This is a genomic window from Rhodococcus sp. WY5, from assembly GCF_018588185.1.
GTDB lineage: Bacteria > Actinomycetota > Actinomycetes > Mycobacteriales > Mycobacteriaceae > Rhodococcus_F > Rhodococcus_F qingshengii.
In genome coordinates this window covers 5469724-5489186 of sequence record NZ_JAAMPR010000001.1, presented here as the reverse complement: position 1 = coordinate 5489186, position 19463 = coordinate 5469724, and the positions used below count along the sequence as shown (strand labels likewise).

Sequence of the window (19463 nt, the reverse complement as noted above, 5' to 3'; positions counted from 1 at the left end):
GCTTTTGTAGCTGTCGGTCTGGATTTTCCAGTGAAGTCTGCCCCCGCGACTCTTCAGCACCGATTTCCGATGTGCAATCGGTAGCCGGCCCTACCTATCGGGTCAGGATGCCTTCGGTTTCGGGTGCCGGAACGGTTTTCCCCGTGATCGGATCGACTTCCTCGAGCGGTGGAACGTCTTCTCCGTCGAGCACTCGGCGCATGCGCTCCTTGTCGAGCTGCCCCTCCCAATTGGCGACCACGAAGGTTGCGACACAGTTCCCGAGCAGGTTCACCGACACCCGCATCGAGTCCATGATTCGATCCGCGCCCAGTAGCAGTGCGACTGCGGCAACCGGAATTGCGCCGTGACCGATTGCGGCCACGGTGGCCGACAGCGCCAGGAATGACGATCCCGGCACGCCGGCCATTCCCTTCGAGGTGAGCATCAGAACCAGGACGGCAGTGATCTGTTCACCGAGTGTCAGGTCCACGCCGAGTGCCTGCGCCAGAAACAGCATGCAGATCGACAGGTACAGCGTTGCGCCGTCGAGATTGAACGAGTAGCCGGTAGGCACCACCAATCCTGTTGTAGTGCGCGAGCATCCGGCGTTGGTGAGCTTGACCATGATTCGGGGCAGAACTACTTCGGTCGACGCCGTTCCCAAAGCGAGGAAGAGTTCGTCCTTGATGTACTTGACGAATTTCCACAGGTTCACGCCCGCGAAGTACCTGACTATCGCGGCCAGGATGAGGATGAACAGGACGGCGGCGAGATAGCATGCGGCGATCAGCTTTCCGTAACTTCCGAGCGAAGCGATCCCGTACTGACCGACGATGTACGCCATCGCGCCCAAAGCGCCCAACGGCGCCAGTCTCATGATCCAGCCGATGATCGTGAAGAACAGATGGCTCAGACGATCGACGAGTTCGAACACGATCGGTGGTCCACTCTCACCCGCCTTGGCCAATGCGAGCCCGAACAGTACGGCGAAGAAGAGGACTTGGAGGAGTGCGTTCTCGGCGAAGGCCGAAACTATCGACACCGGAATGATATTGAGCAGGAATTCGACGGTGTGGGGAAGTTCGCCACTTCCGGTCTTGGCTGCCACGGCGTCCGCACCGTTCGCCAGCGTCTCCGGATCGATGTCGAATCCCGCACCCGGCTTCATCAGATTTCCGATGAGCAGCCCGAACAACAGGGCGAAGGTGGTCACGACCTCGAAGTAGATGAGTGCTTTGACGCCGATACGCCCCACGGCCTTCAGATCCCCGACGTGGGCGATCCCGATCACAACGGTGCAGAAGATGATCGGCGCGATCAGCATTTTGATCAGCTTGATGAACCCGTCGGCGAGGGGCTTGAGGTTCGCGCCGAATTCCGGCCACAACCAGCCGATGAGAACACCGATGACGATAGCGGCGATCAATTGCACGAACAGTGATCGGTACCAGGGCGGCTTGTTGGCGAGTCGCGCGAGCTCGCTGTTCGGCAGTTTTACGGAAGTTGGCATGGATGGGAACGGTAGGTCCGCTTGATTGCGAAAAAATAACTCGCGAATGTCGTGGATGTAACGCGTCGAGGTTGCATCTCGGACAACAATTCGGTCAACAAGCGACAGTTGTGTGTGACTGTGGTTATTGTTTCTCTGAGCGGTGATCTTCCGTCCGCGTGCATGCACGACGTGTGAGAGGGGCTGTCATGGGGCAAATTATCGGAACCATCATTTTCGGCGCAGTCATCGGAATCCTGGCTCGTCTCGTACTGCCAGGTAAGCAGCAGTACGGCATGATCGTGACCGTCGTGCTGGGTATCGCCGGAGCGCTTATCGGGTACTGGGTCTGGGGAGCGATCTCGGACAAGGGCGACACGGGTGGAATCGACTGGATCCGCTGGATCATCAGCATCGCCGCGGCGGCCGTGCTCTCGATCGGCTACAGCGCCGTCACTGGCAAGAAATAGCAAGCCAACGCAATTCGCGAAGTGCGCCCTCCCGAAGTTCGGGAGGGCGCACTTTTGGTTTGCCCTAGTTGTCCGACCCCAGTTGTGAGCGAACGGCACTTTCGTCGCCTCAGATGCGCCGAAAGGCGCGTTCGCTCAGGGGAGGGGGACCGAAGTCAGAGCGCCCGTCGCTGAAGATGCAGCGCCTCGAGGAACTGCGCCGGCAGATCCTGCTCGAGGATTTCGTCGTCAGGATGCGGTAGCGCTTTGATTTTCGCGAACTCGTCGTTGAGTCGTTCCATCTTGACGTCCAGGCGGTGTGCCGCGGCCGCTGCCTCGGTGAGTTCGTCGAGGAGTTCGACGGGAACCTCGCGGTTGTACTTGTAGTAGATCTTGTGTTCGAGGCTCGCCCAGAAATCCATCGCGATCGTGCGGATCTGAAGTTCGATCGGTACGTGCCTGACGCGGTCACTCATGAAAACCGGGACCTCGACGATCAAGTGCAAGCTCTTGTAGCCGTTGGGTTTCGGATCGGCGATGTAGTCCTCGCGCTCGATCACCCGAAGGTCCGTCTGGCTGGTGAGCATCTCGGCGATTCGGTACGTGTCGGAAATGAAGCTGCAGGTGATACGTACTCCAGCGATGTCGAAGATGTTCTTCGAGATGTCGTCGATCGTCAGCGGGACGTTCAGGCGTTGAGCCTTTCGCAGGATGCTGTCCGGTGACTTGACTCGTGACGTGACGTGTTCGATGGGGCTGTACTGATTGATGTGAGTGAACTCGTCCTTGAGGATGTTCACCTTGGTCATCAGTTCGGAGATTCCGAATTGGTACAACATCATGAAGCGGGAGAACTCGGTCCGCAGTTCGGCGAAATCGGCCCTGCTGACCCCACTGCTGTCTTCCACGTTCGGCACCCTCATCTGTTAGCTGGTGTAACCAGTCTGCCACCGATTGTGCCGTGTCCGGTTTCAGTGGGTGCGCAGTGCGGCGAGCGTCATATCCCGCAGGACGCGACGCGCGCGTGCCGGCGAAGCGGGGTTGGCGCTGTGAGGGGTCGAGTTGATCAGACCGAAGGTGGCATGCGCTTTGATTCGTGCGTCCGCCTGATCGAGTTGGGGATCGAGTTGCTCGAGCACCCCGACCCAGACCTCGACGTACTTGCGCTGCGTCTGGCGTACCTGTCGACGCGCGTCGGCCGGCAAGCTTTCGAGGTCGCGGTCCTGGATGCGGATCAGGTCCGGCTCGCCCAGTGCGAAGTCGAGGTGGAACTCCACCAGTGCGTCGAGAGCAGCGCTCGGTGAGTCCGCTGCCTCCGCTGCCGCAGAGCCGCCTTCGTGCAGGCGCGTGCTGATGCCGACGAGAAGTTCCACGAGGACGGCGTCCTTGTTCGGAAAGTGCCGGTACACGGCCGGGCCGCTGATGCCGACGGCCGCGCCGAGGTCTTCGAGTCGCACACTCACGAATCCGCGTTCGGCGATCAACCGTGCGGCGGCGTCCAAGAGCTGACGTCGACGGTCGGCCTTCATCTGATCGCGTCGCGTCGGAGCTGCTACCTGCTCAGAGGTCATTCTCTCGATCTTTCTTCGCTTGTGTTCTGGACAACTCAGTTAATCATAGTTAATCTAGTTTCAGTTATCGAGCATTAACTCATGGCGAAGGCGGCGGGATGACTCCCAGTGGAATCACGCAAGGATCGGGCTACCGGTCCGATCACACCGTTCTGGTGGACGAACTGAAGAAGAAACTGGCGCAAGCAGCGCTGGGTGGCAACGAGCGCTCTCGCGAGCGTCACGTGAGCAGAGGGAAGTTGCTGCCGCGAGATCGCGTCGACTCGCTGCTCGACCAGGGCAGCCCGTTCCTCGAGCTGTCCCCACTGGCGGCCAACGGCCTGTACGACGACGAGTGCCCGGGCGCCGGCGTCATCACCGGTATCGGCCGTGTGTCGGGTCGCGAGTGCGTCATCGTTGCCAACGACGCGACGGTCAAGGGCGGCACCTACTACCCGATGACGGTGAAGAAGCACCTGCGCGCGCAGGAAGTTGCGCTGCAGAACAACCTTCCCTGCATCTACCTCGTCGACTCCGGCGGCGCCTTCCTGCCGCGCCAGGACGAGGTCTTCCCGGACCGTGAGCACTTCGGCCGGATCTTCTACAACCAGGCGACCATGAGCGCCAAGGGGATTCCCCAGATCGCCGCAGTTCTCGGTTCGTGCACCGCGGGAGGCGCCTACGTGCCCGCGATGAGCGACGAAGCAGTGATCGTCCGCAACCAGGGCACCATCTTCCTCGGCGGACCGCCGCTCGTGAAGGCTGCCACCGGTGAGATCGTGACGGCCGAAGAGCTCGGCGGCGGCGACCTGCACTCCAAGGTTTCCGGCGTCACCGATCACTTGGCCGAGGATGACCGCGACGCACTTCGGATCGTGCGCAACATCATTGCCACGCTCGGCCCCCGCTCCGAGCGCCCGTGGGACGTCATCTCCACGGTTCCGCCCGTCGCCGATCAGAGCGAGCTGTACGACGTCGTTCCGACTGATCCCCGTACTCCGTACGACGTGCACGAGGTCATCACCAAGCTCGTTGACGGTGGCGCGTTCCAGGAGTTCAAGGCTGAATACGGCAAGACGCTCGTCACCGGTTTCGCGCACATCGAGGGCCACCCGGTCGGCATCATCGCCAACAACGGCGTGCTCTTCGGCGAATCCGCCATGAAGGGAGCACATTTCATCGAACTGTGCGACAAGCGCAGTGTGCCGCTGCTGTTCCTGCAGAACATCGCGGGCTTCATGGTGGGACGCGACTACGAGGCCGGCGGCATCGCCAAGCACGGCGCCAAGATGGTCACGGCAGTCGCGTGTGCGCGGGTCCCCAAGCTGACAGTCGTCATCGGCGGCTCGTACGGCGCCGGCAACTACTCCATGTGTGGACGCGCGTATTCACCTCGCTTCCTGTGGATGTGGCCGAACGCGCGCATCTCGGTCATGGGCGGCGAGCAGGCCGCGTCGGTGCTCTCGACGGTTCGTAGTGACCAGCTCGACAGCGCGGGTAATCCGTGGTCGGCCGAGGACGAAGAATCCTTCAAGGCGCCGATCCGCGAGCAGTACGAGGCTCAGGGCAATCCGTACTACTCCACTGCGCGGCTGTGGGATGACGGTGTCATCGATCCTGCAGATACCAGAACTGTTCTCGGCCTGGCCCTTTCGGTGTGCGCGAACGCGCCGATCGAGCCGGTCTCCTACGGCGTCTTCCGGATGTGAGCGAAATGACTGAGTTGCGCACTATCGATACTGTTCTCGTGGCCAACCGCGGTGAGATCGCGGTTCGCGTGATCCGCACGTTGCGTGAGTTGGGAATTCGCAGCGTCGCCGTCTACAGCGACGCCGACGCGAATGCTCGCCACGTCCGCGAGGCCGACACTGCCGTCAACATCGGACCGGCCGCGGCGCGTGAAAGCTACCTCGTCATCGACAAGGTCATCGACGCTGCCAAGTCCACCGGTGCTCAGGGTATTCACCCCGGTTACGGCTTCCTGTCGGAGAACTCGGCGTTCTCGGCTGCCTGTGCGGCTGCCGGAATCGCCTTCCTCGGCCCCTCCGAGCACGCCATCGAGGTGATGGGTGACAAGATCACCGCGAAGAACGCCGTTGCCGCGTTCGACGTGCCGGTGGTCCCGGGTATCGCTCGCCCCAATCTGACCGACGAAGAACTGATCGCAGCGGCCGAGGACATCGGCTACCCGGTGTTGGTCAAGCCTTCGGCCGGCGGAGGCGGCAAGGGAATGCGTCTGGTCGAGGATCCGGCCAATCTGGCCGAGGCTCTTCGCAGTGCCCGCCGTGAGGCCGCGTCGTCGTTCGGCGACGACACCCTGTTCCTCGAGCGATTCGTCCTGCGGCCCCGGCACATCGAGGTCCAGGTTCTCGCCGACCAGCACGGCAACGTCGTTCACCTCGGTGAGCGCGAATGCAGCCTGCAGCGGCGTCATCAGAAGGTCATCGAAGAGGCTCCCTCGCCGCTGCTCGATCAGGTGACCCGTGACCGGATCGGCGCGGCAGCGTGCAACACCGCTCGAAGCGTCGATTACACCGGCGCCGGCACCGTGGAGTTCATCGTCTCCGCCGACAAGCCGGACGAGTTCTTCTTCATGGAGATGAACACCCGCCTCCAGGTCGAGCATCCCGTCACCGAAATGGTGACCGGACTGGATCTGGTCGAATGGCAGGTCCGTGTGGCAGCAGGGGAGAAGTTGGCCTTCTCCCAGAGTGACATCACGCTGACCGGGCACGCCATCGAAGCTCGTGTGTACGCGGAGGATCCGGGCCGTGGATTCCTGCCGACCGGCGGCAGCGTCGTCGATCTGGTCGAGCCGTCAGGTTCCGGCGTGCGCGTCGATTCCGGACTGCTCGCGGGCACCGTCGTCGGCAGTGACTACGACCCGATGCTCAGCAAGGTCATCGCCCACGCTCCCGACCGCGCGGGCGCACTGCGCAAGCTCGATCGCGCACTCGGTGACACCGCAGTGCTCGGAGTCGTGACCAACATCGAATTCGCACGGTTCCTCCTCGCTGATCCGGATGTGATCGCGGGCAACCTCGACACCGGTCTGCTCGATCGTCGCGTCGAAGACTTTGTCGCAGCCGACGCCTCCGACGAGGTGCTCATTGCTGCCGCGGCGTATCGCTGGCTCTCGCGGTGGACAACTTCGGAATCCGTTGATCCCTGGGACGTCCCGAGTGGGTGGCGCGTCGGAACTCCCGCTCCGACCAGCATCAGGCTCTCCGCCGGCACCCGAACGGCGCACGTTGCGATCGTCGGCGTTCCCGCGGATGCAAAGGTCGAGGTCGAAGGTTCACAGCCTCGCGCATTCAGCGCGACCCTGACGGGATCCGAACTGGCGGTGGTGATCGACGGACGTCGACGCACGTTTGTCGTCGCCCAGACCGATGGCGGTCTGTGGCTGGCAGGCGGCGGAACCTGGCACGTGCGCGAGGTAGCCGAAGTCAGCGTTCGCGGTGAGGACAAGCATGCCGGTGACGCCGAAATCGCCAGCCCCATGCCCGGTGCCGTCATCGCAGTCAACGTCGAGAACGGCGCGGCAGTGAGCGCGGGACAACCACTCGTCGTGGTCGAGGCCATGAAGATGGAGCACTCCTTGACGTCCCCGATCGACGGGATCGTGGAAGTGCTTGTCCGTCAGGGCGATCAGGTGATGGTGGATCAGGTTCTGGCCCGCGTGGTACCTGTCGCGGACGAAGAGACTGCAGAAGTAAAGACCGAGAACACGACGCAGAAGGAAGACGCCTGATGTCCGATTACCTTGCCACCGGAGCGCTTCCGGACGAATACCAGCAGCTCGCCAAGACGGTTGCGGATTTCGCGAAGACCGTAGTGGCACCGGTTGCTGCCGAGCACGACGCCAACCACACCTTCCCGTACGAGGTAGTGGCCGGGATGGCCGACATGGGACTGTTCGGCCTGCCGTTTCCCGAGGAGTACGGCGGAATGGGCGGCGACTACTTCGCACTCTGCCTGGCGCTCGAAGAGCTGGGCAAGGTCGACCAGAGCGTCGCGATCACTCTCGAAGCTGGTGTGTCCCTTGGTGCCATGCCGATCTACCGTTTCGGTAACGAGGCACAGAAGCAGGAGTGGCTTCCGCAGCTCACCAGCGGCAAGTCGTTGGCTGCCTTCGGCCTGACCGAACCCGGTGCGGGTAGCGACGCCGGCGGAACCAAGACCACCGCGAAGTTCGACAGCGGTGAGTGGATCATCAACGGCAACAAGCAGTTCATCACCAACTCGGGCACCGACATCACCAAGCTCGTGACGGTCACCGCGGTCACGGGTGTCAAGGACGGCGGCAAGAAGGAGATCTCGACGATCCTCGTGCCGACCACGACGCCCGGCTTCACGGCCGAACCGGCGTACAACAAAGTCGGTTGGAACGCATCCGACACCCATCCGCTCACGTTCGCCGATGTTCGTGTCCCCGAAGAGAATCTGCTCGGTGAGCGCGGCCGCGGCTACGCGAACTTCCTGCGCATCCTCGACGAAGGCCGCATCGCTATTTCCGCGTTGAGCGTCGGTGCCGCCCAGGGCTGCGTCGACGAGTCGATCAAGTACGCCAAGGAACGCGAGGCGTTCGGTCGCCCCATCGGACACAACCAGGCCATCGCGTTCAAGATCGCGCGTATGGAGGCTCGTGCCCACGTCGCACGTACCGCGTACTACGACGCGGCCGCACTCATGTTGTCGGGCAAGCCGTTCAAGAAGCAGGCGTCTATCGCCAAGCTGATTTCCTCCGAAGCTGCCATGGACAACGCCCGTGACGCCACGCAGATCCACGGCGGATACGGCTTCATGAACGAGTACGCCGTCGCGCGCCACTACCGTGACAGCAAGATCCTCGAAATTGGTGAGGGAACGACCGAGGTGCAGTTGATGCTCATCGCTCGTGAGGCAGGGCTGTGACGAACCCCAAGAAGATCACTCAGCGCGGGCTCTGGTTCGAGGAGTTCGAGGTCGGCGCGATCTACGAGCATCGCCCAGGCCGGACGGTGACCGAGGCTGACAACGTCCTGTTCACGACTTTGACCATGAACACGCAGGCGTTGCATCTCGATGCCGCGTACAGCGAGGACACTCAATTCGGTGTGCGGCTGGTCAATTCGATGTTCACCCTGTCGACCATCGTCGGCCTGTCCGTCGCGCAGTTGACGCAGGGCACCATCGTGGCGAACCTCGGTTTCTCCGAGATCAGCTTCCCGAAGCCGCTCTTTCACGGCGACACCTTGTATGCCGAGACGCTCATCGCGGACAAGCGCGAGTCGAAGAGCCGTCCAGGTGAAGGCATCGTGACGCTCGTGCACACCGGGCGTAACCAGCACGGTGACGTCGTCGCATTGGCCACGCGCAAGACACTGGTGCAACTGCGTCCGGCAGAGGTGTCCTCATGACGTGGACACCGCCGGGGCCGGCGTGGTTGTTCTGCCCGGCGGATCGTCCCGAGCGCTATGCGAAGGCCGCGGCTGTTGCCGACGTCGTGATCCTCGATCTCGAAGACGGTGTGGCTCCGGCCGACAAGGAAGCCGCACGTGCAGCCCTGATCGACACGCCTCTCGATCCGGAGCGGACGGTCGTGCGCGTCAATCCGGTCGGTACGCCTGATCACGAACTCGATCTGATCGCGCTGGACGGCACACACTATTCGCGTCTCATGCTGTCCAAGTGCGAATCGGCCGAGGACGTCCTCTCGCTCGCACCGGCGGACGTGGTTGCGCTCGTCGAGTCCCCGCGAGGAGCCCTCGCCGTGGCCGACATCGCGCTTGCTGCGAACGCCATCGGTGTCATGTGGGGAGCCGAGGATCTTGTTGCCGGTCTCGGCGGCAACTCGAGCAGGCACCCGAACGGTTCGTACCGCGACGTTGCCAAGCACGTCCGATCGACGTCTCTCCTGGCCGCGAAGAGCTACGGCCGGTTGGCTGTCGATTCCGTGTACCTCGACATCAAGGACCTCGTCGGCCTGGGCGTCGAGTCCGCTGATGCCGTCGCAGTCGGCTTCGACGTGAAGGTTGCGATCCATCCGAGTCAGGTCGAGGTCATCCGCGGGGCCTTCGCACCTTCGGAAAAAGAGATCGACTGGGCCACACGAGTGCTTGCCGCGGTGTCTACTGAACGTGGTGTGTTCGCGTTCGAGGGCAAGATGGTCGACGCTCCCGTTCTCCGTCACGCCGAGAAGCTTCTTCACCGAGCCGGAATCTTTCAGCAGAAGGAGAACTAACGGATGAGCAAAGTCGTGAATACGGCAGCTGAGGCAGTTGCCGACATCGCGAGCGGATCCAGGCTCGCAGTGGGCGGCTTCGGGCTGTGCGGTATTCCCGACGCACTGATCGCGGCGATCGCCGACGGCGACGCCACCGATCTCGAGGTGTTCTCCAACAACTGCGGTGTCGACGACTACGGTCTCGGCATTCTGCTCGGCGCGCACCGGATCGCCAGGGTGACGGCGTCGTACGTGGGGGAGAACAAGGAGTTCGCGCGCCAGTATCTCGCCGGTGAGCTCGAAGTGGAGTTGACGCCGCAGGGGACGCTGGCCGAGCGGCTGCGAGCAGGCGGTACCGGCATCCCGGCGTTCTACACTCCGGCCGGCGTCGGCACCCCGATCGCCGAGGGCGGCTTGCCGTGGCGATACAACCCGGACGGTTCGATCGCCGTGGCGTCGCCACCGAAGGCGACGGCAGTGTTCGGTGGCCGCACGTATGTATTGGAAGAGGCGATCACCGCTGACTTCGCGCTCGTGCACGCGGACTACGGCGACACCGAAGGAAATCTCGTCTTCAACAAGACGGCGATGAACTTCAACCCGCTTGCTGCCATGGCCGGCCGGATCACCATCGCGCAGGTGGAGAACCTCGTCGAGCCGGGCGACATCGACCCCGCGCACGTGCACCTACCTGGAGTGTTCGTCGCGCGCGTCGTACACACAGGCCCACAGGAGAAGCGGATCGAGAAGCGGACCGTCTCAGGAGGCACCAAGTGACCAGTGCAGAGGAAACCCGTATCGGTTGGACTCGCCACGAGATGGCCGCTCGCGCTGCCGCCGAGATGCGGCCGGGGGAGTACGTCAACCTCGGCATCGGCCTGCCGACGCTGATCCCCAGTTACCTGCCCGAGGGCGTCAAGGTGGTCCTCCACAGCGAGAACGGCATCCTCGGTACCGGACCGTATCCGACCGATGATCAGGTCGATGCCGACCTCATCAATGCCGGTAAAGAAACCGTCACCGTCAATTCAGGCGCCGCGTTCTTCGACTCGGCTCTCTCCTTCGGCATGATCCGCGGTGGTCACATCGACACCGCGGTGCTCGGCGGGATGCAGGTGTCGAAGACCGGTGACCTTGCCAACTGGATGGTGCCGGGCAAGATGGTGAAGGGTATGGGCGGGGCGATGGATCTGGTCCACGGTGCCCGCCGCGTCATCGTCGTGATGGAGCACACCGACCGCGACGGCAATCCCAAGATCGTCGAGGCCTGCACGCTGCCGCTTACCGGTCAGAGCGTCGTCAACCGGATCATCACCGACCTGGCAGTGCTGGACGTCACCGCGGACGGGCTGCAGCTTGTGGAGCTGGCTCCAGGGGTCAGCAGCGAGCACCTGAAGAGTGTGACTGGTGTGGGCTTTTCCTGAAGCTTCGTACCGTAAATCGAAGAACGCGCCGACCGCTGGTCGGCGCGTTCTTTCGTCGGTCTGTCGGCGAGTACCGATAGTCTCGATCAGCGACTGTCGAATCTTGTTCGAGCTCAGACACCCAGTACCCGGCGGCCCTGTAAATTGTCCGAGGTGACTGATGTGGATTGGGGTGTAGATCGTCGGTTGCAATTGATTGTCCCAGGGGGAGAGGTGTCGCGCGCCGCGTCTGAACGGTGCGTTTCGGCAATGCGATCGGGGGGTAGATGAGCTGGGCGATTTGTAACGAATTGCAACAAAACCGTCGATACACCGGGGTATGGATTTCTCTTGTCACCTATGTATCGGAGACAATGGGTGGTTCTGGCTCGTCGAGGTTGGATGAGGTCGGTAGCTGCTGCGAATCGGACGTTCGGCTCGCACGGGTGCGCAATGGTGTGGAAGAGAGGCTGTGGGCGTGAATTCGCTGGGTAACGGAGAACTGGGGAGCGGCAAGCCGGAGGTCGGCAGCTCGCCGGAAGACGTTCAGCGATCCGACGCATTCCCGCTTTCCGCGGCCCAGCTCGGTATGTGGTTCGCGCAACACCTCGATCCCGCCGTTCCGGTCAACATCGCTCAGTACGTCGAACTCCGTGGTGCTCTGGAACTTGACGCCCTTCGGCAGGCCTGCGCAGACGCCGGTCGCGAAATCGGGTCGGCCTTCGTCCGGATCTTCGAGATCGACGCCCAGCCTTACCAGATCATCGACCCCGCACTCGATGATTCGGTCGGTTACGTCGACCTTCGTAGTGAAGACGACTCGCACGACGCTGCCATGCGGTGGATGCGAGCAGATCGCAGCCGGCCGATCGACATGCTCACGGACCGCTTGATCTCTGCCACGATCCTGCGGCTCGGCGAGAATCGCTACTACTGGTACACACGGGTCCACCACACAATTCTTGACGGTTTCGGTGCGTCGACGTTCGTCACTCGTGTGGCGGAGCTGTACTCGGCGCGCGTGGAGGGCCGGGATCCGGAGCCGAGTGAGGCCTCCGATCTCCGGAACGTCTACGAGGTGGACAACAAGTACCGCCAGTCGAGTCGTTTCGAAACCGATCGCAAGTACTGGGCAGACAAGATCGAGAATCTCGACGAGATCTCGAGCCTCGCGGGTCGAAGTGCCGCGCCGGCTCCAGTCAGTCGGATCGACAGTGCAGCGCTGTCCAACCACGTCGAGGCTCTGCTCGGGCGGTTCCTCGAGCGCATCGAGAAGACCACTGTTGCCGGCACTGTCGTCGCGGCGTTTGCGGCGTACCTCGCTCAGATGACCGGACGAGAGGACGTGTCGCTGAGTCTGCCCGTTTCCGGTCGAACAACAGCCGTGCTGCGTCGATCCGGAGGCATGGTCTCCAACGTCGTGCCGCTGCGCCTGACCGTCACCGCGGACACCACCGTCCAGGAGCTTCTGGACGATGTCAGGAACGAAATGTCCGGCGCACTGCGCCACCAGCGATACCGACACGAGGACATGGTTCGCGGCGGGGACGGGCCGGGCCGGGGCGGATTCTTCGGCCCCTGGATCAACATCATGATGTTTTCCACCGAGTTGGCGTTCGGGCCCCTCGTCGGCGAACTTCACATCTTGTCCACGGGTTTGATCGAAGACCTCGGTGTCAACCTGTATCAGAGCGTCGGCGATACCCGCACACACATCGACTTCGAGTCGAATCCCAATCTGTATGCGCCCGCGGACGCCCAGCGAAATCACTCGCGGTTCGTGGAGTTTCTCGAGAAGTTCGTCTCGGCCGAAACGAGCCGCAAGGTCTGGGATCTTCCTGTCGCAACCGACGAGGAGCGAAACAAGGTTGCCTTGTGGAACCGCACCGGCTTCCACGTTGCCTCGCAGACCATCACCGAAGCATTCGAGCGTCAGGTCGAGAGAACTCCCGATGCCACCGCTGTCGTTTTCGAAGGCGCCAGCCTCACGTACGCCGAATTCGACTCTCGCGCAAATGGTTTGGCTCGTCAACTCATCGCCATGGGTGTTGGGCCCGAATCGCTTGTAGGACTGTCGATCCGCAGGTCTTTGGACTTGATGGTCGGTCTGTACGCGATTGCCAAGGCCGGCGGAGCCTGGGTACCGGTGGATCCCGACCACCCAGCCGACCGCACCGCCTACATTCTCGAGTCGGCGCAGCCCACGTGTGTTGTGACCACTGCGCGGGACGACGTGGATCTGCCCTCGGGCACACGGGTCATCGAGATCGACACACTGGACTATGGGCAGCTCGACAGCAGACCGATCGTCAACGCGGATCGCCTGTCTCCCTTGCATTTCTCGAACACTGCGTACGTGATCTACACCTCGGGTTCGACCGGTCGACCCAAGGGTGTCGCGGTCACTCACGCGGCGATCAACAATCAGCTTCAGTGGATGAACGCCGAGTACGGGCTTTCGGCGTCGGACATCTACCTGCAGAAGACCGCTACGACATTCGACGTGTCGCTGTGGGGATTTTTCATGCCGTTGCAGGTCGGCGCCACGCTCGTCGTCGCGACTCCGGACGGTCATCGAGACCCGATCTACGTGGCGAACAAGATCGCGGAGCTCGGCGTCACGATCACCGACTTCGTGCCATCCATGCTCACGCTGTTCACTGCGAATGCACCTGCCGGATCTTGTGATTCGTTGCGCCACGTGTTTGTCATCGGCGAGGCGCTCCCGCCCGAGACGTCTTCCGCCTTCCGCGAACTCTGTGGAGCCGGACTGCACAACCTGTACGGTCCGACCGAAGCCGCGGTATCGGTCACGTACTACGAGGCCGTGGCCACGGATACTACTTCCGTGCCGATCGGTATGCCGCAGTGGAACACTCAGGCGCACGTACTGGACGGACAACTTCGCCCGACCCCCATCGGGCAGCCGGGTGAGCTCTATCTCGCCGGCGTTCAACTCGCGCGCGGATACGTTGGTCGACCGGACCTGAGCTCGGATCGGTTCGTAGCCAATCCGTACGGCACGGCCGGTGAGCGTATGTACCGGACCGGCGACCTCGTTCGTCGCCGTGAGGACGGAAATCTCGACTACATCGGGCGTACAGACTTCCAGGTGAAGTTCCGCGGGCAGCGCATCGAACTCGGCGAGATCGAGACCGTCCTTCTGGCGCACCCCGACGTTTCGCAGGCTGTCGTTTTGGTGACCGTCACCCCGACCGGTGATCAATTGGTCGGCTACGTAGTGCCGGGTCCAGGCCGAAACATCGATGCTGCGGTGCTCAGTGAGTTCGCCGGCCGAAGCCTCCCGTCGTACATGGTTCCGGCCGCGTTGATGGTGCTCGATGCGTTGCCGCTCAACACGAGTGGCAAATTGGATCGTGCCGGGTTGCCCGAGCCGGTGTTCGCGAGTGCGAAGCAGTACCGCGAGCCCCGCACCGAAATCGAACGCATCGTGGCGGACGTGTTTGCCGACGTTCTCGGTGTCGAGCGCGTCGGTATCGATGACGACTTCTTCGAGCTCGGTGGAAACTCTCTGGTTGCAACACAATTGGTGACGCGAGTGGGTTCGGCATTGGGAGTGCAACTCGGCGTTCGAGAGCTCTTCGAATCCACCACGGTCGCCACCCTGGCGGCCCGCGCCGAGTCGGTGGCGGGCAACGCCAGGCAGCTCACCCCGCTGATCGCCAAGCCTCGTCCCGAGGTCGTCCCGCTCTCGCTTGCGCAGCAGCGCATGTGGTTCATCAACCGTCTCGATCCGTCGACGCCCGCCTACAATCTTCCGTTCACAGTCCGGCTCACCGGTTCGGTGGACCCGTCCGCCCTGCATACCGCGGTGATGGATCTTCTCGAGCGACACGAGTCCTTGCGGACGATCTACCCTGATGTCGACGGAACCGCGCAACAGCTGGTTCTGCCGGTCGACCGGGCCGCGGTGGAGTTGAATCCGGTCAAGATTCGGAATTCGCATCTCGACGCGGCGCTGTTCGACGTGGCGTCTCGCGGCTTCGACGTGACGCTCGAAATCCCGGTACGGGTTGCCCTCTTCGAGGTGTCTCCGACGGACTACGTCCTGGTGATGGTTCTCCATCACATCGCTGCAGACGGACTGTCGTTCCGTCCGCTCGCACGTGACCTTCTCGTCGCCTACTCGGCGCGAAGTGAGAAGTCTGCGCCGGCGTGGACGCCGCTGCCAATTCAGTACGCCGACTACGCCCTGTGGCAGCGCGAAGCACTGGGATCCGACGAAGACCCGCGCTCGGAGTCGTCTCGCCAGATAAACTTCTGGCGCCGGGCACTTGCCGATCTGCCGGATCAGTTGGATCTGCCGACCGACCGACCTCGTCCTGCCATCGCGTCCAATCACGGCGCCAAGCACCATTTTCAGATCAGCGAACGCACGACGCGCAAGTTGAACGAGTTGGCGCGCTCGAGGAGCGTCTCGCTGTTCATGGTGTTGCAGGCGGCATATGCAACGCTGTTGAGCCGGCTCAGTGGTACCTCCGACATCGCGATCGGTGCCCCGATCGGTGGGCGAGGCGATCAAGCGCTCAACGACGTGATCGGCATGTTCGTGAACACCCTGGTGCTTCGCACCGAGGTCGATCCGAACGAACGATTCGAAGAGTTGCTCGCTCGGGTAAGGGAATCGGGCTTGTCTGCCTACGGGCATGCCGATGTGCCGTTCGAGCGGTTGGTCGAAGTTCTGAGTCCGGCGCGTTCGCAGGCTCGACACCCGCTGTTCCAGGTTGCGCTCACTGCGGAGATCAGTGGACGACGCGAACTGGAATTCTCAGGTGTCAAAGCAGTTGCAGCTGAATTGGAAGTACCGGTCGCCAAATTCGATCTCGAGCTCATGGTGTCCGAGAATCCTGAAGGCAGCGAAGACTCGGACGTCTTGAGCGCCACCTTCACCTATGCCACGGACCTGTTCGATCCGGCCACGGTGAACACTTTCGCTACTCGGTTCGTGCGCATCCTCGATGCCGTGGCTACCCGACCTGAAACGATCGTCGGCGATATCGACCTGCTCTCACGCTCCGAGCGCACCGATCTGACGGTCGTAGCCGCGGATGACACGATGCCCCGGCAGAGTCTCGTCGACATCTTCCTGTCCGGCACGGCTGAGGCGGATTCGGTTGCTGTGCGCTTCGAGGGTCGATCGATCACCTATCGAGAGCTCGATGAGCAGTCGTCGAAGCTCGCACGGGTTCTGATCGGACGTGGCGCCGGCCCCGAGACCATTGTTGCTCTCGCCTTTCCTCGCTCGTACGAGATGGTCTGTGCAGTATGGGCGGTGGCGAAGTCAGGGGCGGCATACGTCCCAGTCGACCCGAGTTATCCGGAAGATCGTGTCCGGCACATGCTGGCCGATTCTTCGGCCGCGATGGGACTCACGTCGGGACAGTTCGTAGATCAGCTTCCTGCGGTCACAGAATGGTTGGTCCTTGACGGCCAGGCGCTGAACGGAGAACTGTCGGCGCAATCTTCAGCGCCGGTCACGAACGAGGACCGAATCGCTCCGATTCACAGTTCTCACGTTGCATATGTCATTTACACATCCGGTTCCACGGGAAAACCGAAGGGTGTCAGCGTCACTCACGGTGGACTCCGTGGGGTCAGAGACGCAGCACAGCGTCGTTACGAGGTAGAACAGTCCTCGCGCTTCCTCCATATCTGTTCACCGAGCTTCGACCCGTCGGTACTCGAATGGATGGTCGCCTTCTCCGCGGGTGCAACTTTGGTGATCGTTCCGTCGACAATTATCGGTGGACACGAGTTGTCGGATCTTCTTCATTCCGAGAAGGTCACACACGCGATCATCACTCCCGCAGTACTCGGGACCATGGAGCCGGCAGAGCTGCCTGAATTGCGAGTCGTCTCCGTCGGCGGTGACGTGACCACTCCCGAGTTGCTGGCGAAATGGGCCCCAGGGCGCGCCTACTTCAATGGGTATGGTCCGACCGAGACCACTATCATCTCGTCGTTCGGCGATCTCGCGATCGGCCGATCGATCGACATCGGGCGTCCCGTCGAGGGCATGTCGGCACTGGTACTCGACGAGCGTCTGCATCCTGTTCCAGTCGGTACCAGGGGAGAGCTCTACTTTGCGGGCGCTGCATTGGCTCGCGGCTACCATGAGCGGCGAGGCCTTTCTGCGGAACGGTTTGTCGCCAACCCGTATTCGCCGGATGGCGAGCGAATGTACCGGACCGGCGATGTCGTGCGCTGGACCGGCGGAGACGCGCGCGGTGACGCGGGGGTTCTCGAATACGTCGGCCGCAGTGACTTCCAGGTCAAGGTTCGCGGATTCCGTATCGAACTCGGTGAGATCGACGCAGTTCTGTCCTCGCACGGGTCTGTGCGCTTCGCGGTGACGGTCGGAAGCGAAGGCGCGGCGGGTGTCACAACCCTCGTTTCCTACGTCGAACTGGCTGACGGGTCGAGTTTCGATCGGGACGTGCTCGCCTCGTTCGTGGCGGAGGCTCTGCCGAGCTACATGGTTCCGTCCGTCATCATGGAACTCGCTGAGGTTCCGTTGACCCCGGTGGGCAAATTGGATCGCCGGGCTTTGCCGGAGCCTGTTTTCGAGGTCCGCGAGTTTCGTGCACCCACCACGCCGGTGGAAGAGATTGTCGCGCAGGTGATTGCGGATGTTCTCGGAGTGGAACGAGTCGGCCTCGACGACGACTTCTTTGAACTCGGTGGCAACTCCCTGGTGGCTACTCAGGTCACCTCCCGATTGGGGCGGGCGCTCGACACTACGGTGCCGGTGCGAACGCTATTCGACGTTTCCACCGTCGAGGCGCTCGCCGCACACATCGAGTCGCACGTAGGTAGCGGCGGGCAGAAGGCGCTCGTCGCACAGGTGCGTCCCGCGGAAATTCCGTTGTCGCTGGCGCAGCAGCGCATGTGGTTCCTGAACCGCTTCGACACCGACTCAGCTGCTTACAACATCACTTTTGCTCTGCACCTGACTGGTCATCTCGATACTGCCGCGATGGAAATGGCGCTGGAGGACGTACTGGCCCGGCATGAGGTGCTCCGAACGGTATATCCGGACGGGGCTTCCGGACCGAAGCAGTCGATTCTGTCGCTCTCGGAGGCGTTCGGCGGGCTGACCGTGGAGTCGGTTTCGGATCCGGACGAGCTCGAAAGTCGAGTCGCTGCAATCGGATCCTCAGCGATCGACGTCACCGTCGACGTGCCGATCCGTGTCCGCCTGTTGACGGTCAGCGACACCGAGCACACCCTTGCGATCGTGGTTCATCACATCGCCGCTGACGGTTGGTCGATGGCGCCCCTGGCTCGCGATGTCATGATTGCCTACTCGGCACGCAAGGACGGGATCGCGCCGGCGTGGCAGCCGTTGACTGTGCAGTACGCCGACTATTCGTTGTGGCAGCGTGAGGTTCTGGGGTCGGAAGACGACTCGGAATCACTGATCTCGCAGCAGATCTCGTACTGGACCGAGACTCTGGCAGACCTACCGGATGTGATCGAGCTTCCGTCGGACCGGTCTCGGCCTGATGTGGCGTCGATGCGCGGCGAGCGATTCGCGTTCGAGATCTCCGGGGATGTGCACCGTCGATTGGACGCGCTGGCACGGGAGAACAACGCGACGCTCTTCATGGCGTTGCACTCGGCGCTTGCCGTTCTGATGGCCCGACTGAGCGGAACCTCGGACATCGCCGTGGGCACTCCCGTTGCCGGTCGTGGCGACGAGGCGCTCGACGATCTCGTCGGCATGTTCGTCAACACGCTTGTTCTGCGGACCGAGGTCGACCCGGCCCAGGCATTCACGGATCTGCTGGCTGCGGCGAGTGATTCCGCGCTCGGAGCGTTCGCTCACTCGGACGTGCCCTTCGAGCGGTTGGTGGACGTCTTGGCTCCCGCCCGGTCGCAGGCCAGACATCCGCTCTTCCAGGTTGTGCTGTCCTTGCAGAATCTCGCGCAAACGGCATTGGAACTGCCGGGACTGGCGATCAAGGCCGCCGAAATCGACACGACCACTGCCAAGTTCGACCTCGAACTCGCAGTAACAGAGTCGATCGGCGAAGACGGGATCCAGCAAGGGCTCTCGGCCGAATTCACGTTTGCTGCAGATCTGTTCGACGTTTCGACGGTCGAGGGGTTTGCTCGGCGTCTGGTTCGTATCCTCGAGACTGTCGTGTCGGTTCCTTCGATTGTCGTCGGTGACATCGATATTCTCGATGCGGCCGAGCGGGGTGTGCTGGCCGATGTTCATGGAGGTCAGTCGGTCTCGGGAACCCTGGTCGAGATCCTCACAGCGGCGGCCGCTGTGGATCCGTCGGCGGATGCGATTCGCTTCGACGGTCAGTCGATCAGCTACCGCGAACTCGACGAGCGGTCGTCGCGACTCGC

12 protein-coding genes (1 of these 12 running past the window's edge) are annotated in these 19463 nt (G+C 62.4%); 9 read left to right on the top strand and 3 right to left on the bottom strand.

Features of this window, described 5'->3' with window-relative positions; all coding sequences use genetic code 11:
* Nucleotides 1–94: 94 nt before the first annotated feature.
* On the bottom strand, nt 95–1492 hold the full coding sequence (gene dctA / locus G4D79_RS25170; RefSeq protein ID WP_037129867.1) for a C4-dicarboxylate transporter DctA: 1398 nt from the start codon (nt 1490–1492) through the stop codon (nt 95–97).
* 188 nt (nt 1493–1680) lie between these two features.
* Here dctA and G4D79_RS25165 point away from each other — a divergent pair, with 188 nt between their 5' ends.
* Nucleotides 1681–1941 (top strand): GlsB/YeaQ/YmgE family stress response membrane protein, encoded by a 261-nt coding sequence (locus G4D79_RS25165; protein WP_003942027.1) that lies wholly within the window; start codon nt 1681–1683, stop codon nt 1939–1941.
* Between the two features lie 155 nt (nt 1942–2096).
* Here the strand turns inward: G4D79_RS25165 and G4D79_RS25160 are convergent, their stop codons facing one another.
* A complete protein-coding gene (locus G4D79_RS25160) occupies nt 2097–2843 on the bottom strand; it encodes a GTP pyrophosphokinase family protein (RefSeq protein ID WP_024487832.1) in 747 nt (248 codons plus the stop codon).
* A gap of 48 nt (nt 2844–2891) precedes the next feature.
* On the bottom strand, nt 2892–3491 hold the full coding sequence (locus G4D79_RS25155) for a TetR/AcrR family transcriptional regulator (protein WP_003941968.1): 600 nt from the start codon (nt 3489–3491) through the stop codon (nt 2892–2894).
* Between the two features lie 98 nt (nt 3492–3589).
* On the opposite strand from G4D79_RS25155, the gene G4D79_RS25150 reads away from it, so the two are divergent.
* The 8 genes from G4D79_RS25150 to G4D79_RS25115 all read left to right on the top strand — a co-directional run.
* Nucleotides 3590–5179, top strand: coding sequence for a carboxyl transferase domain-containing protein (locus G4D79_RS25150; RefSeq protein ID WP_042453308.1), 1590 nt, complete (start codon nt 3590–3592; stop codon nt 5177–5179).
* Between the two features lie 5 nt (nt 5180–5184).
* A complete protein-coding gene (locus tag G4D79_RS25145) occupies nt 5185–7224 on the top strand; it encodes an acetyl/propionyl/methylcrotonyl-CoA carboxylase subunit alpha (protein WP_042453639.1) in 2040 nt (679 codons plus the stop codon).
* Nucleotides 7224–8387 (top strand): acyl-CoA dehydrogenase family protein, encoded by a 1164-nt coding sequence (locus G4D79_RS25140; RefSeq protein ID WP_007730190.1) that lies wholly within the window; start codon nt 7224–7226, stop codon nt 8385–8387. The genes G4D79_RS25145 and G4D79_RS25140 overlap by 1 nt, the downstream gene beginning before the upstream one ends.
* Nucleotides 8384–8872, top strand: coding sequence for a MaoC family dehydratase (locus G4D79_RS25135; protein ID WP_003942078.1), 489 nt, complete (start codon nt 8384–8386; stop codon nt 8870–8872). The genes G4D79_RS25140 and G4D79_RS25135 overlap by 4 nt, the downstream gene beginning before the upstream one ends.
* Nucleotides 8869–9696 (top strand): CoA ester lyase, encoded by an 828-nt coding sequence (locus tag G4D79_RS25130; RefSeq protein ID WP_003942031.1) that lies wholly within the window; start codon nt 8869–8871, stop codon nt 9694–9696. The genes G4D79_RS25135 and G4D79_RS25130 overlap by 4 nt, the downstream gene beginning before the upstream one ends.
* 3 nt (nt 9697–9699) lie before the next feature.
* Nucleotides 9700–10455 (top strand): CoA transferase subunit A, encoded by a 756-nt coding sequence (locus G4D79_RS25125; protein WP_007730192.1) that lies wholly within the window; start codon nt 9700–9702, stop codon nt 10453–10455.
* A 41-nt stretch (nt 10456–10496) separates the two neighbouring features.
* Nucleotides 10497–11102 carry a 3-oxoacid CoA-transferase subunit B gene (locus G4D79_RS25120; protein WP_039973146.1) on the top strand — a complete coding sequence of 202 codons (606 nt, stop codon included), beginning with the start codon at nt 10497–10499 and terminating at the stop codon, nt 11100–11102.
* Between the two features lie 457 nt (nt 11103–11559).
* Nucleotides 11560–19463, top strand: partial view of a non-ribosomal peptide synthase/polyketide synthase gene (locus tag G4D79_RS25115; protein WP_214514508.1) — the start only. 20842 nt of this gene lie beyond the right edge of the window; the window shows 7904 of its 28746 coding nt (coding positions 1–7904); the start codon lies at nt 11560–11562; the stop codon falls past the right edge of the window.